Source organism: Ignavibacteriota bacterium (assembly GCA_016218045.1).
In the GTDB taxonomy this organism is placed as follows: domain Bacteria; phylum Bacteroidota; class Ignavibacteria; order SZUA-365; family SZUA-365; genus JACRFB01.
This window is the reverse complement of the sequence record JACRFB010000013.1, coordinates 145057-170082: the sequence shown is the minus strand read 5'-3', so window position 1 is coordinate 170082 and position 25026 is coordinate 145057. Positions and strand designations below refer to the sequence as shown.

Sequence of the window (25026 nt, the reverse complement as noted above, 5' to 3'; positions counted from 1 at the left end):
TCAGTGCTGACGATGGGCGGCTACGTTGTTAGCTGATTGTAGAGTTCCTGATAACGGGCACTCATGCGCGCCGCACTGTATTCTCCGACCACTCGATCACGTGCGGCAATTCTAATCTGTTCGGAATCACCGGTCATGGCGGCGTGTATTGCCGCTGCACAGGAATCAATGTCGGATGTTCGAAACAGACGGGCGGCAGTCGATGATCCGGCGGCCTCGCGATGCGGACCAATATCGGAGAGGACGACGGGGAGGCCGCATGCAAAGGCCTCCAAAACCGCCATGGGCAGTCCTTCGGCAAGGGATGCCGAAATGTATGCGTCGGACGCACGCAGCCATTCACGCACATCCTCTCTGAATCCAGGCATTCGAATTGCGGCATTCCTCGCCCTGCTCTCACACTCCCCTCGCAGCGGACCGTCGCCCAGCACGACGAGGTATGTGTCGGGTTCATGAAGGCGAAGAAACGCCTCGATGATTGTGAGCGGATCTTTGCGCGTGATGAGCGGCGCAGCGGTCACATACACGAACGCCTCGGCCGGCAAGCCGAGGGATGTGCGGAGGGCAGCACGCTCTGATTTCGAGGCGGGAGTGAACTCGTCCGTATTGATGCCGTTTTGAATCACGCGGACGTTCAGCCCGTGTTCAGCGGCGATTGTGCGGCCGATCGATTCTGACACCGCAACAGGTGCGGCGATTCGACGGAATGCCCGTACATGAGCGCGGGCCATCAGACCACCCTGAAACGCTCCATACATCCGGGGGTAATCTTCAGAGGGAATGTTGTGTATGGTGCAGCAATGAGCCGCTCCGGTGTCGAAACGCGTCAGTGCGATGTCCGCGCGAAATCCGTGTGAATGCACAATGTGCGGATCCAACGATCGAATCGCGTTCGCGAGGGCGGTGCCGCCTGTGAAGAACCAGGCAGCTCGCGACTGGGACAGGCACGCAACCGGAATGCCGCGGCCTTCGAACCAGCCCCTCATGCTCCGTGGGGGTTCATCCGAGAGAGTCAGAATTGTCGGAGAGTACGTTCCGAGATCGAGATGTGCCGTCAGTTGCGAGAGCATCTGCACGGGCCCGCTTCGCTCAAGCGTGGATAGAACGTATAGAATTCGCCGCGGTGATTTCATTCGGTTTGAGAAGTTCCGGGATTGATGCGATTTCAGTCCTGCGTACGTTCATCAAGCCGCCAACGGCTGTTCCTCGCATCGGGCACCCTGCTCGTAATATCGAAGATGGCTCCATCCAGCCAAAGAAATTCTCCTCCCGCATCGAAGACCCCCCGTCCTTTTTCATACACCCAGCGTATTGACCCGTCGCGGTGTTTGATCCTGTATTCGATGGTGTACGCACGTTGTTCCCGCAGACCCGCCTGCACGGCATCGACCACAAGAATGATGTCGTCATGGTGAATGATGCTGGAAAATGTTCTGACGGCGTTCTCGATAAAGTCCGACGCGGGGTATCCGCTCAGTTCCTCGATTTGATCGCTCATAAACAGCATCGTCCATGCCGCATCGTTGGCGCAGCGGTATACGACTCCGGGTATGTTGCTTATCAATGTGCGATAACGCTCCTCATTCGCCTTGCATGCGTTTTGCATCACGATCTGTTCGGCTACGCGTGCCTCGAGTGTGCGCCGTGTCACCTCAAGATTGTGCTCCGCTTCCTCGAGAAGGCGCTGCAGTTTCTGATTCGCGTCGGTCAGCGCGAGAATCCTTTTGCGCAAGACCTCGGGTGCATCCTCATCGGACCGCGCGTTGTGGCTGGGCTCGCTCATTATTTCCCTTTTCGGCAGCTTTGTTTGTCGAAATTCGGGTCCTTCCCGCATTTTCAGAAAATACACACGAAGTGCCGACACAGTCAATGTCCGAGTACACGCATCAGGCGTGCTTCCTCTTCTCCCCCCATGTATATTCCCTGCATCTCTCGCGCAACTCTCCCGGCACCGCTCCGTACTGCTCCCTTTCATCCAAAACACAATGGTTTCATCGTTCAGAGTGCTGATTGTATCTCGAGAACTGACATGCATTCGTCTCGGCACGTTGCTTTGTCTGGTCCTCCTGTCCACCACGCGCCTCGAGGCCCAGCGTCCGCTGGCCATTCGAGATCCCAGGGTGCGGGATGTTCTCGAGGCCGCCGACGCGCGGGATGTGTTTCGTGTGCTCTCATTCATCGGGAAAGGTGACGCAGCCGAAGAGCGTGCAATACTTGCTCTCGGAAGTGTTCAGGCGGATACTGCGCTCACAGCGGTGATCGCAATGCTGGATGCCGGGAAGCCGAACATCCGCCGCGCGGCGGCGTTTGCCGCGGGGCAAATCCTGCGGATGAAGCCCGGCTCGCCCTATGAACGAGCCGTGTTCGCGCATCTCCGCAATGAAAAGGATCCAAATGTTCTGGATGCACTATGGGACGCGTTTGGTAATTGTGCGACGGCTTCGATGCTCGACAGTATCACACTGGTGCCGGTTGCGGACCTGCGTGCGCGCTGCGCACGTGCCCGTTGTATTGCACGCTTTGCAATTCGTGGTGTCAGATCCCGCGGTGGAACCGATCTGCTGGCGTCAGATCTTCGACAGTCTCGGCCTGACCAAGCGGCGGAAGAATTACGCAGCACGGCCATGTTCGCTTTCATGCGTATCGCCGACAGCGCGCTCCTTGTGCCGCAAACCGACCTCATACGCGACGGACTCGCCTCATCAAACGCGGATGAAAGGATGTACGCGGTGATTGCCGCAGGCCGCACACGAGCAACATCGCTCAACGATTCTGTGATCGCGCGTGTCACGGATCCCGATTGGCGCGTACGTGTGAACACTGCACGCGGTCTCGCTCTGATGGCTGCGGTGCCGGAGCATCGAAAAGCCGACACGCGTGCGCTGATGGTATTGCTGCGTGATCATCATACGCAGGTTGTGAAGGCGGCCATGCAGGCGATCACGAGTCTTCCCTCGACGGACCAGCGTGTCGTGCTCGCGGTGAAGAAGCTCATGGATACTAGCGCTTCGGCGGACGTTCGCGACGAGGCGTGCCGTACGCTGGCAAGTATCACTCCCGAATTTTCAATCGAGCTGCTGATCGGAATCTCGCGTACACCGCGTTTCACTGCAGCCGTTTTGCAGTCCGCAGGTATCGCGGTCTCGAAGGGTGCCCGCAATTACTCCCCCCTCCTCAATTGGTTGCATGAAAGCCTTTCTTCCACCGACGCGTTGCGTGCATCGGCGGCAGTCGGTGCGTGGTCGGCATGCTGGCGTATTCACAGGTCATCCTCTCCTGCATTACGCGACAGTCTCGACGAGATGTTCGAACACGGCCTTCTCGATGCGCTTGAGTTCCACGGCTCTGGTGCGAAGAATTCTGGGGCAGTGCAATCGATCGTGGAAACGCTCTGTGATTCCCTCTGTGCTTCGCCCTCGTACGCCAAGCCGGTGATGCGTGCGCTCAAGAGATTTTCATCTCGTGACGATGTCGAAACCGTAACTGTTCTGGTGGATGCTTTCGGGAAACTGGCGGATTCGACACTGGCACTCACACTCGAGCCTTGGATGCGTGACGAGAATTTGGCTGTGCGTGCTGCAGTGCAGAAAGTGTTCCGCCAACATGGGATACGTTTCCCTGCATCGGCGCAGGCAACCCGAAGCTCACAGCCGCCACGCGGAGGGTGGAAACGGCTCGTGGATTTTGCAGAATCACGAGTACGCATTCGCACCACTCGGGGCGACATTCGCGCGGTCCTCTATCCAGACGATGCGCCCTATACTGTCGCGGCATTCCTTGATCTCGTGCGCGCGGGATTCTACAACGGCCTGACATTCCACCGTGTGGTGCCCAACTTCGTCGTCCAAGGAGGTGATCCACGCGGCGATGGTACGGGCGGCCCCCCATTCACTCTGCGATCGGAATGGAGTCCGCGCTCATTCAGCCGCGGCATACTGGGTATAGCATCCTCCGGGAAAGACACCGAAGGATCACAATTTTTTATCATGCACTCTGCCGCGCCGCATCTCGATGGAAGGTATACGGTATTCGGGCAGGTTGTTGAAGGCATGAACGTTGCGGATCTGCTCGAAGTGGGGGACCGCATTCTGTCCGTTACCATCGAAAGCGCCTCCAGATGACGGACATCTCACGATAAAATACGCTTCTTGAATACTGCGGACGAGTCGTTTCTTTTCCGGACCTCACCGCATCGGCACCCATCTTCCTAAAAAAGGAGTATCCCATGAGGCATCGACTGCTTCTGTTCTTCCTGCTCGCCGGCGCGGTCGCACACGCCCAGGATTTGCGGATCGCGGTTCCGTACCAGCGATTTGTTCTGCCGAACGGACTCAATGTGATCCTGCATGAAGATCATAGTCTGCCCGTCGTCACAGTCAATCTGCACTTCAACGTTGGATCCGGCAACGAGAAACCCGGACGCACAGGTTTTGCCCATTTGTTTGAACATCTCATGTTCGAGGGTTCAAAGAATGTGCCTGAAGGAAAATTCGATGAGTGGCTTGAAGCCGTGGGCGGCGACAATAACGGCTCCACCAATCCGGATCGGACGAATTATTGGGAAAACGTACCGAGTAATGCGCTCGAGCTGCCTCTCTTCCTCGATTCCGATCGAATGGGTTTCCTTGTTGACGCGATGACGAAAGAAAAAGTGGACGGCCAGCGGGACGTGGTAAAAAACGAACGCCGGCAATCTTACGAGAACGCGCCGTATGGTATGGCTTCCCTTGCACTCGCCGAAAATCTGTATCCTGCAAAACATCCGTACTCTTGGCCGACAATCGGTTCAATGGCCGACCTTTCTGCGGCATCGTTTGAAGATGTCGTGGAATTTTTCCGCCTGTATTATGCTCCCAATAACGCCTCGCTCTCCATTGCCGGCGATATCACGTTACGCGATACGCGAGTGCTTGTCGAAAAATGGTTCGGAGGAATTCCGAAGGGCCGACCCGTCCCTCCCATCGATGCCCCGCCGGCGGTCCTGACTGAAGAGAAGAGAGTCGTTCTCGAGGACAAGGTGTCGCTCCCGCGGCTGTACATCGCCTGGCTTACACCCGCAGTCTTTTCACCCGGTGATGCGGAGATGGATCTCCTCAGCAACATCCTCGCGGGTGGAAAAAACGCTCGTCTGTACAAAAAACTCGTGTACGACCTCCAAGTCGCGCAAGATGTCTCCGCTACGCAGGGTTCAGCGTCCCTAGGATCCGATTTCACGATTACAGTGACCGCGCGTGAAGGGCATACCCTCTCCGAGATCGAGTCGCTCCTGCAGGAGGAACTGGAAAAGCTGAAACAGGAACCCCCAACACAACGTGAATTGCAGCGCGCAATCAACCAATACGAGGTGTCCTTCCTTTCCCGCCTCGAGAGAATCGGCGGTTTCGGCGGAAAGGCGGACCTTCTCAACCACTACTACTGGCGCACCGGGAATCCGGACTATTTCCACGAGGATCTTGCACGCTATAAGGCCATTGGCGTGGAGGATCTGAGTGCCGCCGCCAGAACATGGTTGCGTGACGATGCACGTGTTGTGCTGAGTATTGTCCCGAAGGGAAAAACAGAGCTTGCCGCAATAAAGCAGGGAGGGAAATAACATGTACACACGAAGGTTGAACCATTCTGTTATTCCTCTAGCATTCGTTCTTGTGATTTGGGCTGCGCTCCCCGTCGCCGCTCAAGTGGCAGACCGCGGGGCACCTCCAAAAATCGGAGCGGTCCGTCCTTTGAATCTCCCCGCGCTCCAGTCGCTCACCCTCGGAAACGGGATCCCCGTCTCGGTGATGGAGAGACACAGTGCACCGCTTGTAGAGCTCCATCTCATGTATCGTTGCGGAACGGCAGACGATCCGGACTCGAAGCCGGGTCTGGCTTCATTGACAGCGGCAATGATGATGGAGGGCGCTGGAGCACGCTCCGCACTCGATCTCGCCGATGCGATTGACTTTCTCGGCGCGCGCATCTCGGTCGATGCGTCGCACCACACTACGACGGTTTCGCTCTTTACGCCCGTGAGCCGTCTTGATGACGCCCTTGCCCTCCTCGCGGATATTGCCCTGCGCCCCACGTTTCCTTCTGCGGAGCTCGAACGTATGCGGGCTGAACGGCTCACTGCAATGAAGCAGTGGAAGGACCAGCCGCGGACCATCGCATCGGTGTATTGCAACAGACGTGTGTATGGTGATGCTCATCCATACGGACGGCCTGGGATCGGAAATCCGAAGTCTCTGGCGGCCATGCGTGTGGAGGACATTCGCGCTTTCCATGCACAATACATCAACACGGCGAATCTGAATATTATCGTCGCTGGAGACGTCGCCTCATCGGCTCTGCTCTCCCGCCTTGAAACGTATTTCGGAAAGCTTTCCAAAGGGCCGGGGTCGACGCCTGCGTTGCCTACTGTTCAGCAAGTGAAGCAGCGACGCATTGTAATTGTCGATAAACCTGGTGCTGCCCAATCCGAAATCCGCATCGTGCGCGTCGGTCCGGTTCGCGCTACGCCGGACTATTATGCACTGATGGTGATGAATACCCTTCTCGGTGGATCGTTCAGCTCGCGTTTGAACCAGAACCTTCGCGAGAAAAACGGATACACGTACGGTGCCCGATCTTCATTTGCGTTTCGGAAGGGACCGGGTCCGTTTATTGCAGGTGCCGGAGTCCAGACTGCTGTCACCGATAAGGCGCTCGCAGAGTTCATGAATGAACTCCGTGCCATTCGAGAACCGGCATCGGAAGAGGAAATTCTCCGCGCCAAAAACTATGTTGCATATGGCTATCCTCAGAATTTTGAAACAGTAGGTGGGATCGCGGGCGAGGTGGAGGAATTGGTGGAGCACGGTCTTCCGTCCAACTATTTCTCGACTTTTGTCCCCTCCATCCTGGCTGTTACTGCCGACGATGTGAGGCGTGTCGCGGCTCAGTACGTCGACCCGGACGCAATAGAAATCATCATCGTGGGTGACCGCAAGGAAATCGAATATGGAGTGCGAGCTCTGAAACTGGGCGATGTCAAGGTTATCAGTGTCGAGGATGCTCTCGGATACGAGTGACCCACCCAGTCCATAAATGTGCGGGACTGAAAGGAAGAACAGGAAGCGCCGCTCGTAAAGCGGCGCTTTTCTTTTGCGAAGTATGTAGATTCGAGCGAATCACATTGTTCATGGTATCATCCATCGTTTCCGTATTTCGTCCCCCGTTCGAACGGATCACCCTTCTCCTGGCGGCCGTCTGCCTTCTGATGCCGGGAAGCGGGGGAGTATTCCTCGTCATTTCGGCTGCGGGATTGTTGATCTATTACATTGCCCGTCACAGACGACGTGGCGTTGCGACGACCGGTGGTCCGGTGAACCCTCCGTTGGTGCTGTATTCCTGCGTCCTGCTTCCCCTCGGATGCGTGACGTCGCCCCTCGAGGTTGAGACTGTGTGCCGAAGTGCGCTTGTGCAGTGGTGCTGCATCGCGGTGTTCTGCGTTCTTGCGGAACCTCCCGCTGCCCATTCCCGCATCGATCGCAATACGACACGTACAGCGATGATTGCTGCGTCAGGCCTCGCCGGGGTGTGCGGAATATTCGGCGTCCTGATGATGAAACAGGCGGTGAAATTTTCATTCCTTGCGCCCGTTCTCGCACAGCTCCAGAGCGCCGGCGCTGCGTCCGACGGATTTTCCCCCGGCCATGTCGCACTCGTCACCGCGGTCGGTGTGCCGATGGCAACACTCGGGGCACTCGACATGTGGCGAACAGGCGCGTGGCGACAACCTGTTGTAGGTGCAGGCCTCATGAGCCTCCCTTTTATCCTTGTAAGCGTGACCCTGATAACGCAATCACGAAGCGCTCTCATCGCAACAGCGGTCGGATTGTCTGTTGCATTATGGCTCGGGGGTAGGGAGGGTAGAATCGTCCTGGGAGGCCTGATCCTCACGTGTATGGGCTTGGTGTTTGCCGTCGGCCCCGATTCCACTTTGGATGCTTTTATTTTCGCGGGGAAATCAACCGGATTTTCCGCCGAAACAGTATTTACATCCCGAACGGAGTTGTGGACTCGTGCCCTGTTTGCGATTCGGGATTTTCCGCTCACAGGGCTGGGGCCTGATTCGTTCGCCGCCGTAATTCGGCTCTACCCACTCAGCAGTGGCGTCGCTCTGGTGACGGCGCACGCGCACAACCAGGTGCTTCAACTCATCACCGAAATCGGAGTCTTGGCTCCCTTTTTGATGGGCTGGATCGCAATTGCGGTACTCCGTCCACTGTCCCGGTCGCGGACCGGTCCATCCGTCGATTTTCTCAGAGCGGGCATTCTCGGATCCTGTGTTGCCTTCGTTGCGGTCTCTGCAACGGAGGCGATCCCGGCTGGATCCTGGATGCAACTGGTGCCGTGGGTAACTCTCGGTTTAGCCGCGAGACACGGCGCAACGCATCTCGAAAGTACGAACGTGACAAAACGACGGCATCATCGTGTACTTGTAATGGTCGTTGTATCGCTGCTACTCGCGGACGTTATCCTTCCCCGCTATTCTCCCCTGGCCGGCATCTTCAGGGCAAACCTCCACGCGCTGCGTTATGCTCGGGCCGTCCTCTCGGGCACTCCGCCTCCACTTTTCGAAGGACCCGCGACAGGCGAATGGCTCCGCGGTCTTGCCTACCACCATCTGAAGGATCCCCTCAGGCGCGACTCTTCCTGGCATAATGTGCTTGCTACGGATTCGAGATATATTCTGCTCGTTCGTCAGGCAGCTCCTGAGAACCGAGGGCTATCGGACTGGGCTCTTCAGACGCATCCCGCGTCTGCCCGGGCCTGCTTCTGGGCGGCGGCCTTGCGTGCACGCGAAGACACGGCAGCCGCCATTAGGCTGTATAGACGCGGTCTCGCCGTGGATGCAAACGCGGCGCTCGAATGGCGGGCGCTCGGTGACCTGCTCAAGGACCACGATCCCCGTGCCGCAATCTGGGCCTATTTGGAATCGTGTCGGCGCGGAGACCCCGGTGCAAACGGGTGCCTGCTTGCGGGAATAACAGCCGAGAAACTCGGTGAATACCGCGACGCGGTGCGCTACTACCGTATGTCGCGCTGGCGCGGCGCTCATACACTCGCCGATTCGCTCGAACGGCGCATGGCCCAGCGTTGAACGTTCCCCGGTCACGGAGTTGACGATTATCTCAGGCCGGGTTCTGGTGCTTGCGACCCCGTTGCACGGTGAGACGCCGTCCGGATGTACGTTCCGGGGCTTCAGGCCAAATTTGAATACGTTCGGCCTCTTCCTAGTTTCCCACTTCACATCCGCTCAGGACCTCGCAGATTTCCATGGCACGACGCATTAAAAAACAATCCTCGAAGGCGGGACTCGCGCCCGGCACTCTTGTCTACGTCGGCGATCCGCGCGCGACCACAAGTACCGCGGAACGTATCACCTACGATCCAGACCGTTATGAGAGCCGTCGGCTTACCATCGCGGAATGTGGACTGCGTGGCGCCACGGACGGGAAAATCGAATGGACGAATGTCGAGGGTATTCACGAGGTGTCCCTGCTCGAACGACTCGGTCAGACGTACGGTCTTCATTTGCTGACAATGGAAGACATCGTCAATTCAGACCAACGACTCAAAATTGAGGACTACACGAGCTACCTTTTTCTCGTTGTGAAAATGCTCCGCATTGATCCGCGAAGCATGGAGATTCTTCCTGAGCAAGTCAGCATCGTCCTTGGTCGCGACTATGTGCTTTCCTTCCAAGAGGGTGCAGCCGGGGATGTTTTTGACACCGTGCGCGAACGATTGAAGAATCCGCAGTCCAAAGTGCGGGCCAATGGAGCAGATCATCTCTGCTACGCCCTTCTCGACGCCGTGGTGGACAACTACTACATCATTCTCGAAACGGTCGGCGAACGAATTGAGGAACTCGATGAGGAGCTGCTCGCTGTTCCCACGCCTGGCACTCTCAGCGCAATACACAAACTCAAGCGCGAGTTGATTTATCTCCGCAAGTCGGTTTGGCCGATGCGAGAGGTTCTTGCGATTCTTCAGCGGGGCGATTCACCACTCGTCTCTCAGGGAACCCAACTGTACCTTCGCGACGTGTATGATCACACCGTTCAGGTGATCGACACGCTCGAGACGTACCGCGACATGTTGTCAGCAATGACCGAAATCTACATGTCGTCGATGAGCAATCGTCTGAACGAAATCATGAAGGTTCTCACCATCATCACAACCGTGTTTATTCCCTTGTCGTTTATTGCGGGTGTGTACGGGATGAATTTCACGCATATGCCGGAAATCCAATGGCCGTGGGGGTATGCGTTTGCGTGGTCGCTGATGCTTGCTGTCGCTGCCGGGATGCTCGTGTACTTCAGAAGGAAGAAGTGGTTGTGAGATACTACCATTTTCTGGGAATCGCCGGCACGGCGATGGCGTCCGTTGCAGCGGCACTCGCGGCTCGCGGCGAGTCGGTCGGCGGATCGGACGCAGCCGTGTACCCTCCAATGAACGAGTTCCTTTCGGAGCGGGGGATAGAATACAGGGACGGGTATGCCGCGGGCAACATCGACGATGCGATACAGCGGGCGAAGGAGCTACATGCGGACCCTCTCTTTGTGATTGGGAACGCAATAAGCCGAGGGAATCCCGAAGTAGAGAACATTCTTAACAACAAGCTCGCATACACCTCTCTTGCGGCGCTTGTCGGAGCCGAGCTTATTCACGGCCGCACCTCTCTCGTCGTTTCCGGAACCCACGGAAAAACGACCACCGCGTCCCTCGCTGCCTGGGTGTTGGAGACCGACGGGCACAGTCCGGGATTTCTTATCGGCGGCATCACGAATAATTTCGGAGAGGGATGCCGCTGTGCCGCCACGGATGGAGTTTTTGTGAGCGAAGGCGATGAATACGATACGGCGTTTTTCGACAAGCGATCCAAGTTCGTTCACTACCGCCCCGACCTGTTGATCGTCAACAATATCGAGTTTGATCACGCGGACATTTTTTCCTCCATCGACGATGTTGTCCGCTCTTTCCGGCAGGTTGTCACCCTCGTACCCTCAAACGGGCTGATTCTATTCAACGGTGACGACGAGAGGTGCCATGCGCTTGCTTCAACATCTCATACACCGGTCGAATTTTTCGGCATCGGTGAGCAGAACGATTGGCGGGCCGTCGATGTCGCTCACGATGGTGATGGTATGCGCTTCGTCGCACTGCACCGCACGGTCTCGCAACTCTCGTCACAGGAGTTTCGAATTCCACTCTCGGGAGCATTTAATGTGCGCAATGCGCTTGGGGTGGTCGCTGCCGCACGTCGTCTCGGCGTGTCGATGCACGAAATTCAGCACGCGTTCGAAACGTTCCGCGGGGTGCGCCGACGCATGGAGATTGTGGCGGAACAGAACGGCATAATCGTCATCGATGATTTCGCCCACCATCCTACGGCGGTGCGTGAAACACTCACCGCGCTCAGAGCCCGCTACGCTGAACGACGACTTTGGGCGCTGTTTGAACCGCGATCCAACACGACGACGAGGAATATATTCCAGCAGGAGCTGGCCGAGGCGTTTGATGCCGCGGATGAAGTGGTCATCGGCAGCGTGAACAGGCCCGAGAGATATTCACCCGCTGAAATTCTGGATGTGCAGCGACTCCTCGCGGATATCCGAAAACGTGGTCCACGCGCGCGCGCGGTCGCGGATGCCGAAGAAATGGTCGCACTCGCGCGCACAGAAACACGCCCGGGTGATGTTGTCGTGTTCCTCAGCAATGGATCACTTGGAGCTGCGGCAAGAAAAGTGCTGTCGAATCCGTAGATTCTTGCTATGAGTCATATTCGGATCGGCCGATGGATTTCCGTATTGGACGGGAACGCACAGATCGCGGTACTTGCTGCGATTGTTGCAGTCCTCCTTATGTCCTGTCAACGCGACGAACTTCTTCCCGACATGCCCGATTCTGTCCCGCCGCTTCCGCCCGCAGGGGTGCTGGTCGAAAGTGCGCATGACGGGTACAGCTTCATCGGCTGGCTTCGAAACACCGAGCACGACTTGGAAAAGTACATCGTGTATCGCGCAGTGTCGGTGACGGGACCGTTCTCCATCACCGACACGTCGCTGCGCAACTTCTGGATCGATGCATCCTGCGCATACGATACCACATACTTCTACTACGTGTGCGCTGTCGACAGAAGTGGTAACCGAAGCGATCCGTCCGACACCGTCTCAGCGCTCTCGCGTAATATCAACGATCCTGAGCCTGCCGCATACCTTCACGCGAATGGTGAAAACAATGGCGCCTCGCGCCGGATCAGACTCGTCTGGCCGCTCCCTCGCGATTTCGATGTCACTTTGTATCGGATCTATCGGGCAGAGAACTCTGTCCCCATCCCGGACGCGGCCTTTCTCCGCGACAGCGTTGAAGGAACTATGTACGAGGATACCGCTGTCGCGGTCGGTATCACATACTACTATCGACTCGTGACTGTGGACAAGGGTGGGCGGACGAGCATCCCGTCCGAATATGCCTCCGACCTTGTCACTGCACAGCCGCCGCTTCTTGCACCCGCCGATCGCGCGATACTCGATGCGTATCCTGTTTTCGAATGGCGCGCGGTGGCAGGTGCGGCTGAATATGAGATACGCGTGTCCGAATCTCCCGCCGCCGCTCCCGTGTGGACCACACGCGTGCGGTATACGGGCGCCGACACGCTCAGGATTGTCTATGACGGACCCTCCTTGTATCAGGCGCGTGCGTACCATTGGACGGTCGCAACCGCCACATCTATTGGGGGCACGGTGAACGCCGTCTCTTCCCCGCGTATTTTTCAACTCTTCTGATCGTGTATGATAACGATTCATTCGCTGGGCAAATCGTACGGGGACAAACGCGCTCTCAACGGAATCAGCTTTGAGATCCGCAAAGGGGAGATTTGTGGTTATATCGGCCCGAATGGAGCAGGAAAAAGCACGACGGTGAAAATTTTAACCGGTATTCTGAAGCCGGACTCCGGCTCCGCGACGGTTGGGTCCATCGATGTGGTCAAGGATCCGGATGCGGTGAAACCGCTGCTCGGCTATGTTCCTGAAACGGGCTCCGTGTTCGAATCGCTCACTCCCTCGGAGTATCTGCTGTTCGCCGGTCGAATGCACGGGATGTCTGACGGGCTCATACGCAAGCGCAGCGCTCTTCTTCTCGAGTACTTTGGCCTGCGTGATGCTTCCGCGTCAATCATGACCACCTTTTCGAAAGGCATGCGCCAGAAGGTGATTATCGCCACAGCACTCCTGCATAATCCCCCGGTGTATTTTTTTGATGAACCGCTCGATGGACTTGATGCACATTCAACGGTTCTTTTCAAGGAGTTGATCCACCACCTCGCGCGGCGCGGAGGGACTATCCTGTATTGCTCCCACCTCCTCGATATCGTTGAACGTGTCTGCCATCGTATCATTATCCTCAAGAATGGCACCATCGTCGCCCAAGGAAACATTGAGCAACTGCGCGAGCTGACACAGCAGGATACACTGGAAGAGGCCTTCGGAATCCTGACTGAATCCGAGGAGGTTGAGGAAAAGACGGTTCGACTTCTCGACAATCTCGCAGCCGCGGGAGGGTGATGCGCCGCGGCTCGGTGCATACTGTGTGCGCCGTCCTGTACGCCTCCGCGTGCATCTTCGGTCACAGAGCGGCGGCGCAAAATACAGCGGTGGATTCTCTGCCACAGCAGCGGTTTGTGCGACTGGGTTTTGAACGTATCGTGAACACTTTTTCGTGGGATGGGTCCGCACGGTACGAGTTTGGCGGACCGTCGTGGCGAAGCAGTATCGCGGACCGATCACAGCGCACGCTGCAGAGATCCGATCGTGATCATGTCAAAGACGAACACTCTTTCCGCCTCGACGTCTCAGTCGATGCGATGAGAGGCATCGAATCGTTCGGCCGTTTTTCATCATACCTGTTTACCGACAATCGCTCCCCCGGTCTGAACGATTTGTCGAATTACAAGGCACAAGGAGGACTTTCCTGGAAGCCGTTTTCAGAATTGACTGTCGCGCCCTTTATAGGATACGGCTTCGAAAACCAGCAAGGCGTCCTCGATCAGGGTCCGTCCTGGGGGGGCAGCGTACTCGTTCGTGGTCTGCGATTCGGAGACAGTTTTGCGTCGGGCGAGGTCTACGCCTCTGGAGAAGACTTCTCGCCTCGCACCCAACAGGAATATCGCCTTTCGGGAGACCTGTCATCTGTCTTTGCGGAATCAGCCCGCAACACGGGAAACATTGGAGTTCGTCGCACGCACCGCGATTTCTATCTTCCGCTCTCCGATTCAATTTCTGTGCATCCGATGGAAAGCCGGACAGAGTTTTCGATTTTTCTCAACGACCGACTCGAATACGCCATCTCACGCGGTATCATGCTGGCGGCGGCCGTGGATGCTTCTCAGCGCAGCATTGGGAAAAGGCAGGCGGGGACAGTGCAATCAACAGCTCCAGGATTTAACACCGACATTGAAGAGTTCCGACTCAACGGCTCCGCAGCATTGCGCCTTCGGTTCGACGGAACGTCGGCTGATATGCGGCTTGATGTAAACGAACGGAACGAATACCACTCTCTTGAACGACCATCCGAAATCAGCGATATCACATATGCCCGACAGGTCCGGCTCGAAGAGCAAAAGAACAACACGATCTCGCAAACACAGATCGCTGCCTCCATCTCTCAGCGACTTGGCATAAACGATACGCTCTCCCTGGCAGCATCTGCAGTGAAACTCGTGTACAACACTCCGAGTCTCTCGAACCACGACGATCGCGACGAGCTGTTTCTGCTCGCTGCCGGCCGATGGTCTCACCGGTTTTCTCCTTGGCTCCTTGCCTCTCTCGGAATCGATGCCCAGTTACGCCATACGGTTTTTGTATCAGGTGAGCGAAGTGCGAACAACACATGGAATCGGGTGCTGCGACTCTCGCCCGAGGTGGAGTATCGTATTGGTTCACATTTCGTGAGCCGCAATCGCGGAGAGGTTACTGCCAACTACACCATCTATGACTTCGAGTCGCTCATTCCGTCACTTCGTAGTTTTTCTTTGCGGCAGGTTTCTTTCTCCGACTCCAGCTCGCTCAGGTTAGGCATCACCAGCGCGTTGAGTTTTGAATTGTTCGCTCGGTCGTACGAACAGGGGGAATTTCGATGGGCGGCTTTCACGGTGCGACCGCTTGTCCGCGTCGATGAGTACGCATGCGTGCTCGCGCTTGTGCACGATACCGAATCGGGCGTCGTCAGTGCCGGGTTCAGGGTGTTCCGACAAATCCGGTATCGCTATCGTGGTCTCGAACTCGGGGAGGAGGCACGTTTGATTCACTATGGCCCATTGTTCCGCGCGATGATTCAACTCACAAATCGGACGAGCATTCATGCGGACGGGTGGTATCAGGTTATGTCGGCGCTCGGAACCGCCGCCAAGGCCACGCCAAACCTTTCCATGCGTCTGGTGTGGAATCTGTAGCCGGGATTTTCTAACTTGATGGTGAAACCACTGTTCATCCATGCCCCAGAATCGGAACCGTGTGCCACTGACGAAATCAATCAGGATATCCAGCATCCGGAGCAACATCCGGCTCATCGAAGATTTTCTCCTTCAGATACACGAAGAAGTGCGTTTCGAGTCATCGATCCTTGATCGTATCATGATCTCTGTTACAGAGGCCGTAAACAACGGGATCATACACGGAAACAAGGCGGATCCCGCCAAGTACGTTGATCTGAGCTGTAACTGTTTCGATGACCACGTAGAGTTTATCGTGCGCGACGAAGGACCGGGTTTCGCACCGGAAGATATTCCAGACCCGCGTGCGGAACAGAACCTCCTGAAGGAAGGTGGGCGTGGCATCCTCATCATTGAAGCGATGATGGACAAAGTGGAATACCGGCGTAACGATGCCGGCATGGCCCTTGTGTTGAGTGTGAATCTTCAGGCCCAGTAAGTAACCCGTGCCACGGCGTCTAATTGTTCAACTGTGCGCCGCGCTGTTACTCCTGTGTGCGGTTGTGCCGGATGAAACCCATGCCCAGCGAGCTGCCGGCGAAACCGCCGACATCGATCCGCTGTTCCTCATCGACGGATCCATGGCGGGCATACTCCCAACGACTTCCGGGTCCATCGAAGGGAATCTCTACCCGAACGGAGGTCTTTTGGCGAGTTTTGTGTACGGACTGAGGAAAAACCTCAACGTAGGAATCTCCTTCGGCGGTACAAACGTCATTGGATCCGGCTCCATCAAGTGGAACTCTCTTCCGGGAATCATGCTCCGGTACCGTGTCTTTGAGGAGAATGACATCTATCCTGCCATCGTCGCAGGTTTCGACACGCAGGGACGTGACGGCTACATTAAAACCGAGAAACAGTATTCCATCAAGAGCCCGGGATTATTTGTTTGCGCAAGTAAAAATTACTCATTCATGGGCTCGGTCAGTTTTCACGGCGGTTTGAATTACACACTCGAACGAGCCGACAAGGATTACAGCCCCAACCTCTATGTGGGTGCTGAAAAAACGATCGGACCCATTGTGTCGGTGCTCGGCGAATACAACTTTTGTTTCGACAACGATAAGGATGCGAAGGGATTTTGGAATGGAAACCTGAATCTGGGAATCAGGATTGCAACAAAGATCGGATTTAACATCGACCTTGTTGTCAAAAACCTTCTTGAAACCAACGTGTATTACCCTTCGTCGATACGGGAACTGAAGATACAGTACGTCCGGTACATATGACAGTGTGTGGAATTGTGGAAGCACTGTCTACTCGTTTGGTCGGTGCCTTCCTCGACCGTGGGTTACGATTCCGCATCTGGGGTCAATTTCGGACTTCTTCGGTTGCTGACAGATCGGTATGATTTTTGGACGATGAATTGAGAGTACAACTTGCAGAGGTATGTCATGAAACGGCGAATCTTACTTGTAGCGACCTTCCTTGGCCTTGTGGTCGTCTCATTCGGTGTGACCGGTTGTTACACGCAGCTTGTGGTCCGTGACGATGATCGTGGCGATTATCGCCGGGTCGAGTACCCCGATTACGCCGAAACGGAGACCGATTCCGATGGCACGGTGATTAACAACTACTACTACGGCCACCCTCGGTCAAGCACGTACTTCAACTACTACTACCCGACTCGGTGGAGCTACATGTGGTCGTTCTACTATGATCCGTGGTGCGATTGGTACTCACCGTGGGGCACGTACTGGGATCCGTGGTACTCCCCGTACTATGGCGGCCTGTACGGTTATCCGATGTACTACTCGGGCTATTACTATGGTCCGCACCACTGGTACTCGAATAGGCCGTATGTCGTGTACAATGACGGGCGCCCAAGAACTTTCGGTAACACGCGCAGTTTTGATTCGCGTGTTCGGAGCTATGGGACTACCAGGGGATTTTCCGGCTCAGGCGAATCTGGAGCAGTACGCAGCGCCACACGAAGCCGCAGCTCGGATGCCTATGATCGAATTTCGACGCGCACACGCGACAGATCCACAATGAATCCGACAGGTCCGAATAGCAGTTCACGCGACCGCTCCACGTATTCCATCCCATCGGATTCGCGGTCGAGGGACCGCTCCGTTTCGCCACCTCCATCTGATGGTCGTTCCCGTGATCGTTCGACCTCAACGTCACCCACAGAGGGGCGCTCAAGAGACAGGTCGACCTATTCACCACCATCCGACACCCGCTCGAGGGAGAGGGAATCGTACTCACCACCTCCCAGCTCATCACCTCGAGGCGACTCGGGTGGCAGCAGGTCGTCAGGCGGATCGTCATCGGGTGGGTCTTCATCAGGCGGTTCATCTTCAGGTGGCTCCTCCGGTAGAAGCAGAACGCGGTAATTCTCTGGAATCCTGCCGAACTCACGCCCGTACCAGACCACCAACCAACTATACTCATTACGAAGGTAGCGACACTCTCCGCTAACAGGTGTAGAAATGAAATCGATGTTCAGAGTACTCCAGATTGCCTTCTTGGGTTTATTATTGACAGGCACCGTTAAAGCACAATTCCTTGAAGACGCACTTCGTATTGCCCGCCCAACTGAAGCAGCCGGTGCACGGTCTGCTGCCATGGGTAATGCCTTTATAGGTGTTGCTGACGATTTTTCGGCGATCCACTGGAATCCTGCCGGGCTCGGGCTTATCCGGGAATCGGAATTCGCCATCGGTCTCACAAATCTCAGCGTCGACAACGATGCAACGTATCTCGGAATAACCACCCCGTACGAGAACAGTACAACACATCTCAGCTCGATCGGAATGGTTCTACCCTTCCCGGTACAGCGCGGCAGCTTTGTTCTGGCGGCTGGATACAACCGGCTTGCTAATTATGCCGGCGCCCTCCGCACGGACGGTTTTAATCCCTACAGTTCCATCCAGCGCTCGCTGTATGATGACACCGACAGCGACTACGACCTGGCGTGGAATCTCGGACTTGAGGACACCATCCTGTTCACATACCAGGACCAAGGTATTCCCGGGTGGAACGCAATTACGATCAACAAAAACGTGTACCAGGTACAGGATGTGCTCGAAAGCGGAAACCTCGGCCAGTGGTCGTTCGGCGGCAGCATGGAGGTTGCGCGCGACATGTTTGTGGGCGTGACACTCAACGTCCTTTCCGGGACATACCGGTACGACCGGACGTTTCTCGAAACGGATCCGGGAAATCTCCACAGCGGGACAATCGTTGGCTATGGAAATCGCGCCCGTACCGATTTCCAATCCCTCGAAATCAACCAGCTCGTGAACCAGGACATTGGTGGATGGAATGCAAAATTTGGCTTCTTGTACAAAGTGCAGGATATCGCTCGTGTTGGTGTGACCGTCCAAAGTCCGTATTCCGTCACGGTAACGGAATCGTACGATGTGACCGGGCTCGCCCGCTTCGGTACGGGGTTGGAAGAATTCGGTCTGCCCACCAGCAACAGTGAGTATGATATTTCTACCGGCTGGGTATTCGGACTCGGAGCGTCCGTGACACCCGTATCTTTTGTACGGATCAGCGCCGATGTGGAATTTCCCGATTATTCGCTCATCGAATTTGGTGATGGATCAGACGCATCCTTCAACAGGTTGAATAAAGATCTAAAGCGTGAACTCCGGGCAACTACAAATTACCGGATCGGTGCGGAGGTCACGGTTCCCGGCACAAGTCTCCAGGTACGCGGAGGGTATTCAAATGCGGTCTCCCCGTACTCGGAAGATGCAAAAGCGTCGAATGCGACCGACTTCGACACAAAAACCTTCGCGGCAGGTCTCGGATATACCCTACCAAACAATTTTCAGATCAATGCCACACTACAGAGTTCTTCATTCAGCGCCTACCGCATGAACTACCCGGATCCCGACACGAATAATGTCCCCGACTCGGCGCTGCGGATCGATGAGGCCACAACCCGTATGTCGCTCATTTTTTCCATCGCGTATCGATTCTAAATCCCGAAACAGTCTAATACTGGAACGGCGGCCCGTATTTCGGGTCGCCGTTTTTCGTTTCCCTTGGATTATCCCGCTTGTCCAACTATATTTAGCGGCTACTTTGTACCTCTTTGGATTATACGGAGAAACTCGAGTATGGGCATGATGACAAGAATGCGTGACAATGCGCACGTGTTCATCATTGCATTCGCGGTTGTATTTATCGCGTTCTGGGTGGTGAGTGATATCGATATCCGCTCGGTATTTCAGAGCTCTGCATCTGAAATTGGAAACATCGATGGTCAGGCCATTACGTATCAGGAGTTCCAGCAGGTTGTTGACCGTCTCGCTGAACAGCAGAAGCAGCAGAATGAAGGCAAGGAGCTGGACGAAAACGCGATGTTGTCGATTCGCGAACAGGTATGGAACGATTTTGTCACGCAGGCCGTGCTGAAACGCGCTGCGGACCAGTTCGGTCTCTCCGTCAGCGACAAGGAGGTGGTTGACTGGGTGACCGGAGAGGCGCCTCCGGAAATGTTGGCGCGGTATTTTCGCGATTCAACAGGCCGTTTCAATCGCGAACAATATGAACTCTTTCTGCGAAATCCCGGAGCGGAAAATCTCCCGGTTCTTGCGGAAATAGAAAAACAGCTCAAGGACGATCTGCTTCGCCAGAAGCTTACTGCCGTTCTTACATCGGCTGTATTCATGACGGATCAGGATCTTCGCTCGAAGTTCGTGGACCAAAACACACAGCTCGCGGCGAATTTTGTGCTCTTCGATCCCCGCGTGTTTGCACAGAAGGATACATCCGCTCCGACTGAGGATGAGTATAAATCCTTCTATGAAAAACACAAGAAACAGTTCAAAACGAAGGAGATGAGACAACTCAAATATGTCCTCTTCTCCGAAGTTCCGTCGGCCGACGACTCCGCTGCCATCCGCAGTGAGCTGCAGGCACTGATCGAAGAAGCAAACAAGGGGAAGGATTTCCTCGAGCTTGTAAAAAAGAATTCCGAACAGCAGTATCAGGACCAGTTTGTCACCCGTCAGATGATAGATCCACGGATCGTTGACGACCTCTTCGGCAAAGCGGTCGGTTCCATAGTGGGGCCGCTACCGAACGAGACGGGATTCTCGGTATTCCGCGTCATGGATCAGCGTGAAGGAACAGAAGCCCTTACGAGTGCATCGCACATTCTGTTTCGAACCGATGGCGGACAGAATGACGCGGATCAGAAGGCCAAAGCCGACAAGGCGTTGGCAGAGGCTCGCGGTGGTGCGAACTTTGCGGCATTGGCCGGTCGACTGTCTGAAGAACCGGGCGCCGCAGAACGCGGGGGATCTCTCGGTTGGTTCGGAAAAGGCCGAATGGTGAAAGAGTTCGAGGATGCGTGTCTGAAAGCAAAGGTCGGCGAAATCGTCGGCCCCGTGAAAACCTCCTACGGATATCACGTCATCAAGGTCACAGGGCGCTCTTCCCAGGAAATCAAGTACGCGGAAATTCGACTCTCAGTCAAACCGAGTTCACGCACCGCAAATACTGTTCGGGAAAATGCTGAGTCCTTTAAGTACTTCGCCGAGAATGAAAGCAACTTCGAGCAGGAAGCGCAAAAGCAGAAGCTCCAGGTTCTCGAGACGCCGGAGTTTGCCCAGCAGAGTGGCTCATCATACATCCCGAACATCGGTGTAAATCCTTCGCTGATGAAGTTTGCATTCGAAAATTCTGTCGGGACGATGAGTGACGTGCACCGTGCAACAAACGGCTATGTTGTTGCCATGGTCTCCGCCACGCGTCCAGAGGGATATCGTCCTCTCGACGACGTCAAAGAACAGATCAAAGCTCAGGTCGTGTACGATCGCCAGATGCGCAAAACATTGGAAATTGCACGCTCTAAGGCGGCCCCGGGAAAATCGCTGCAGGACATAGCCGCATCGACTCCTGGTCTTACAGTCCAGTTTAGTGAAACGTTTACACCGGCAGCCGGCCCCCAGACCGTCGGCCGTGACGAGGCTTTTATTGGAACAGTCATGCGTCTGAAGCCGGGCGAGCGTTCTCAGCCCTTCCGTGGTATGCGCGGCGTCTACGTTCTTCAGGTCGTCAACAAGGCCCCGTTCGATGAGACCGCCTTCAAAGTTAAGAAGGATCAGATACGCCAGGAGAACGCGCAGCAGCTCTCGAACGAATTCATCCAGACGTGGTTGGATGAAATGAGGGAGACAGTCAGCATCACGGATAACCGCGACAAGTTCTTCCGTTGATGTCGGACTGACCCGCCGCGCTCAGGCGCATGCGTCGATGCGACGTTCTACTCCATATCGCACCCCCCGCAGGAGAGGCTTCTCGGCCCTCCTCCGGGGGGTACCTCTTTTATTCCTGTCTCTTGCAGCAACGCATGGGCAGGATCGCCCCCAATCTATTTGTGCTTTTGTGAATGGGGTCGCGAGCGCACGTCTGTACACCTCCCCGTTTTCCAACGATGAGATCGAACGCAACAGCGCGATTGATTTCGGCTTCGTCTTCAGTGGCAGGCTGGCCTATTCGTACCAATTGTCCCGCTCAACCCGAATCCAATTGAGCGCGGAGTATCTGGAAACACAAACAGCGACCCGGGACTACAATGCCACTACTTTCACCGATGGCTTCAACATGTACGCCATCGAGGGTGCGGTGCTTTTTATCCTACCGTTTACCGGCGAGCGGTTTCAAATTTTTCTTGGAGGAGGAGGGGGACTGTATCTGGGTTCACGCAGATACGAGGTCGCCGGAATCGCATCAGCGGCAACTCGCTCCGTACCGGCGTTCAACATTCTCACCGTTTTTGGAATGGAGTACTTTGTGTTTCCGTCACTCTCGATCCAGATGGAATTCCGTTTCAGAGATCCTCTGATAACACCCTCGAACGTCTTCGAGCAGCCGTCTGTTCTATCAAACGGTGTGCACTACCCGCTCGACCAACGGCCATTCCGTTCTCGCGTGAACGTCAACGGGAATGTCTACAGCGCCGGCGTGTCATTCCACTTCTGATACTCTACATCCGCTCGGGAGCGCTGATGCCGAGTATGACGAAGCCGTTCGCGAGCACCTGTTTTGTTGCGCGGCAGAGGGCGAGTCGCGCCGCGGTGAGCGCTTCGTCTTCGGTCACAACCCTGCACTCGTGATAGAAGCGGTGAAACTCACCGGCGACACTGTGCAGGTACGTGCAGATGTGCTGCGTCTCGTATGTTGAAGCGGATAGGGTGATTATTTCCGGAAGACCCGACAACGCCTTTATCAGCGTTAATTCAGCGGGATGTCTCAATCGTGAGAGATCGGGAATTGCTGTCAGATCGCGACCTTCTGATTCCGCGAAGCGGAGGATGCTTGCGATACGCGCATGTGCGTACTGCAGGTAATACACGGGATTATTCTCGCTCTGCTCTCGAGCCAATTGAACATCGAATTCCAGGTGCGCGTTTGCGCCGCGCATCACAAAGAAGTACCTGACGGCATCCGCGCCGACGTCGCGAATAAGATCATCGAGATAGTACACGTTCCCCGAGCGCTTGCTCATCTTGACGGCTTCACCTTCGTTCACAAAGCTCACCATCTGGTGGATAATAACATCCACATGATTCACAGGTAATCCCAGCGATTCGACGCCTGCAAGAACATCTGGAATTGTTGCGATGTGATCCGCGCCAAAGATATCGATAACCTTGTCGTATCCACGCGATATTTTGTCCCGGTGATACGCGATATCAGGGAGACGATACGTGGGCTCGCCCGTGCTTTTTACGACAACCCGGTCTTTGTCCGCGCCGAATTTTGTGGTTCGCAACCACAGCGCTCCCTCATGATCGTATACCAGGTCGCGCGCGCGCAGTTCGTCGATCACCTCTTGAATTTTCCCGTCTCGGTAAAGTGAGTCCTCGTTGAAGAAGACGTCGTGGTGAACGTTCAACGCGGAGAGCGTGCGCTTGATATGTGTGAAACACCACTCCTCACCGGCTTTACGGAAATACTCGATCGGCGCATCCTTTTTTCCGTCACCGTGCTCCTCATACACAAGTTCCGCGATACCCGCGATGTATTCGCCCGCATACTGAATTTCATCCGCCGCGACATCCTCTCCGCATTTCTCCAGATATCTCGCGCGGACGGAGCGGCCCAGATTGTTCATCTGGTTGCCTGCGTTGTTGAAGTAGTATTCGCGGGTCACATCCCAGCCGGCATGCTCGAGAATAGAACAAAGGGTGGCGCCGAGGCAAACCTGTCGCCCGTGCCCGGCATGAAGCGGTCCGGTAGGATTCGCGCTGACCCACTCGACGTTTGCCTTCTTCCCGCTGTGCATGGAAGTTCTTCCGAACAGCGGTCCTCTCTCGAGTATGTTCGCGAGTTGATCGTCGAGGTAGTATTCCGAAAATCTAAAATTGATGAAGCCCGGTCCGGCAATTTCCACACTGCTGATCCGCCGTTCATCGAGTACGAGAGCGTCAACAAGGTGCGCTGCCAGCTCTCGTGGGTTCTTCTTGGCCACTTTTGCGAGAAGCATGGCGAGGTTGCTCGCAAGATCGCCGTGCCCCGCCTGTTTGGGGCGCTCAAACTGAACATCGACATCCCCGATGTCGTATCCCGCCGAGCGAGCGGCGTCACGAAGCCGTGCTTCGAGATACTCTTTCATCGTTCCTGCTCCACGGTGACAACCGTGCCGTCCGGTGCGTCAGTGATCTTTTCAATTGGCGCGTCTCCCCATAAGCGCTCTATGTCGTAGTATTCGCGGACACGCGGCTGGAATACATGCACGACAACATCCACGCAGTCGAGTAGCACCCACTGGAGTGTCTGCAGGCCCTCGCGTCGCCACACCGGACTCCCGGCTATTCGCAGTTGATCGTCAACGTGGTCTGCAATCGCTTTCACATGCGTGTCGGTGTCACCCGTACAGACGACAAAGTAGTCCGTTACATCCGAAAGTGAGCCCAGTTCAAGGATGGCGACATCGTGCGCCTTTTTTTCGAGCGCAAATGCGGCGGCGGCACGGGCGGTTTCGTGTGAAGTCAAAGCGAGTCCTGTATTATTTGTACGGTTTCAATTCCTGATAATCCCTGCCGATGACGACAGAAACATGCAGATAGTAATCGGGGTTTATCTGTGTCACGACGTTTTTGACGTCGATCCCCAGAGCGTGAGCAACCTTGCTCGCGGTAGCCCTGTTCCCAACCCGATCGATGACCAGCGATTCCACGACATCAAACGATGTGTAGTTTGACGATTGGACGACATCGAATTTCCGTTTGCGCAGAAAATCAGTGAAGTCCTGCGCCACTCCCTGCACGCCGCAGCCGTTCAACACATCCAACTGAATCACCTCTCCCGATGTCGTCATCCCCCTCGAATCGGCCTGATTGTCGACGGGGGTATTCACCATTGTTGTGTTGACGAAGGAGTAGAGGAGAAAAACAACAATCGCTGCCAGGAGAACGATCGCGAAATTCAGCAGCATGTTTCCCGGATTAAGACGTCTCTCTCTGTTATTGTTCCTAGTCATCACTGCAAAATACAAAAAACCGGACACAATGTGCCCGGTCAGCATGGCTTCTAAC

19 protein-coding genes are annotated in these 25026 nt (G+C 55.5%); 14 read left to right on the top strand and 5 right to left on the bottom strand.

All coding sequences use genetic code 11. The annotated features are described in order from the left end of the window. Positions 1-20: 20 nt before the first annotated feature. Both HY962_04650 and HY962_04645 read right to left on the bottom strand, forming a co-directional pair. Positions 21-1076 carry a glycosyltransferase family 4 protein gene (locus tag HY962_04650; protein MBI5646201.1) on the bottom strand — a complete coding sequence of 352 codons (1056 nt, stop codon included), beginning with the start codon at positions 1074-1076 and terminating at the stop codon, positions 21-23. Between the two features lie 89 nt (positions 1077-1165). Continuing rightward, positions 1166-1783: a PAS domain-containing protein gene (locus HY962_04645; protein ID MBI5646200.1), complete on the bottom strand. Its 618-nt coding sequence runs from the start codon at positions 1781-1783 to the stop codon at positions 1166-1168. Positions 1784-3548: 1765 nt separating this feature from the next. Between HY962_04645 and HY962_04640 the strand changes: the two genes are divergently transcribed. The 14 genes from HY962_04640 to HY962_04575 all read left to right on the top strand — a co-directional run bounded on the left by HY962_04640 (position 3549) and on the right by HY962_04575 (position 22468). Continuing rightward, positions 3549-4121, top strand: coding sequence for a peptidylprolyl isomerase (locus tag HY962_04640; GenBank protein ID MBI5646199.1), 573 nt, complete (start codon positions 3549-3551; stop codon positions 4119-4121). A 104-nt stretch (positions 4122-4225) separates the two neighbouring features. After that, complete coding sequence (locus HY962_04635; protein ID MBI5646198.1) at positions 4226-5593, top strand: insulinase family protein; 1368 nt, start codon at positions 4226-4228, stop codon at positions 5591-5593. A 130-nt stretch (positions 5594-5723) separates the two neighbouring features. Next, positions 5724-7049 (top strand): insulinase family protein, encoded by a 1326-nt coding sequence (locus tag HY962_04630; GenBank protein MBI5646197.1) that lies wholly within the window; start codon positions 5724-5726, stop codon positions 7047-7049. Between the two features lie 110 nt (positions 7050-7159). Further along, complete coding sequence (locus HY962_04625) at positions 7160-9124, top strand: O-antigen ligase family protein (GenBank protein ID MBI5646196.1); 1965 nt, start codon at positions 7160-7162, stop codon at positions 9122-9124. A gap of 176 nt (positions 9125-9300) precedes the next feature. Further along, positions 9301-10368 carry a magnesium/cobalt transporter CorA gene (corA, locus tag HY962_04620; GenBank protein MBI5646195.1) on the top strand — a complete coding sequence of 356 codons (1068 nt, stop codon included), beginning with the start codon at positions 9301-9303 and terminating at the stop codon, positions 10366-10368. Next, a complete protein-coding gene (gene mpl / locus HY962_04615; protein MBI5646194.1) occupies positions 10365-11792 on the top strand; it encodes a UDP-N-acetylmuramate:L-alanyl-gamma-D-glutamyl-meso-diaminopimelate ligase in 1428 nt (475 codons plus the stop codon). The genes corA and mpl overlap by 4 nt, the downstream gene beginning before the upstream one ends. 99 nt (positions 11793-11891) lie before the next feature. Continuing rightward, entirely contained in the window at positions 11892-12815 is a 924-nt protein-coding gene (locus HY962_04610; protein MBI5646193.1) for a hypothetical protein, read from the top strand. Positions 12816-12821: 6 nt separating this feature from the next. After that, on the top strand, positions 12822-13595 hold the full coding sequence (locus HY962_04605; protein ID MBI5646192.1) for an ABC transporter ATP-binding protein: 774 nt from the start codon (positions 12822-12824) through the stop codon (positions 13593-13595). Then, the gene (locus tag HY962_04600) at positions 13595-15481 is read left to right on the top strand and encodes a hypothetical protein (GenBank protein MBI5646191.1); all 1887 of its coding nucleotides are present in this window, start codon (positions 13595-13597) and stop codon (positions 15479-15481) included. Before HY962_04605 ends, HY962_04600 begins: the two co-directional genes overlap by 1 nt. 61 nt (positions 15482-15542) lie before the next feature. Continuing rightward, entirely contained in the window at positions 15543-15959 is a 417-nt protein-coding gene (locus HY962_04595; GenBank protein ID MBI5646190.1) for an ATP-binding protein, read from the top strand. Between the two features lie 7 nt (positions 15960-15966). Then, positions 15967-16749 (top strand): hypothetical protein, encoded by a 783-nt coding sequence (locus HY962_04590; GenBank protein ID MBI5646189.1) that lies wholly within the window; start codon positions 15967-15969, stop codon positions 16747-16749. Positions 16750-18090: 1341 nt separating this feature from the next. Beyond that, complete coding sequence (locus tag HY962_04585) at positions 18091-19458, top strand: outer membrane protein transport protein (protein MBI5646188.1); 1368 nt, start codon at positions 18091-18093, stop codon at positions 19456-19458. A 138-nt stretch (positions 19459-19596) separates the two neighbouring features. Beyond that, a complete protein-coding gene (locus HY962_04580; protein ID MBI5646187.1) occupies positions 19597-21702 on the top strand; it encodes a peptidylprolyl isomerase in 2106 nt (701 codons plus the stop codon). A 37-nt stretch (positions 21703-21739) separates the two neighbouring features. Then, complete coding sequence (locus tag HY962_04575) at positions 21740-22468, top strand: outer membrane beta-barrel protein (protein ID MBI5646186.1); 729 nt, start codon at positions 21740-21742, stop codon at positions 22466-22468. A 4-nt stretch (positions 22469-22472) separates the two neighbouring features. On the opposite strand, the gene HY962_04570 is transcribed toward HY962_04575, so the two are convergent. The 3 genes from HY962_04570 to HY962_04560 are packed head-to-tail and all read right to left on the bottom strand — an operon-like array spanning position 22473 to position 25016. After that, complete coding sequence (locus HY962_04570) at positions 22473-24104, bottom strand: arginine--tRNA ligase (GenBank protein ID MBI5646185.1); 1632 nt, start codon at positions 24102-24104, stop codon at positions 22473-22475. Beyond that, entirely contained in the window at positions 24101-24484 is a 384-nt protein-coding gene (rsfS, locus tag HY962_04565; GenBank protein MBI5646184.1) for a ribosome silencing factor, read from the bottom strand. The genes HY962_04570 and rsfS overlap by 4 nt, the downstream gene beginning before the upstream one ends. Positions 24485-24497: 13 nt before the next feature. Next, on the bottom strand, positions 24498-25016 hold the full coding sequence (locus HY962_04560; GenBank protein ID MBI5646183.1) for a LytR C-terminal domain-containing protein: 519 nt from the start codon (positions 25014-25016) through the stop codon (positions 24498-24500). Between the last annotated feature and the right edge of the window lie 10 nt (positions 25017-25026).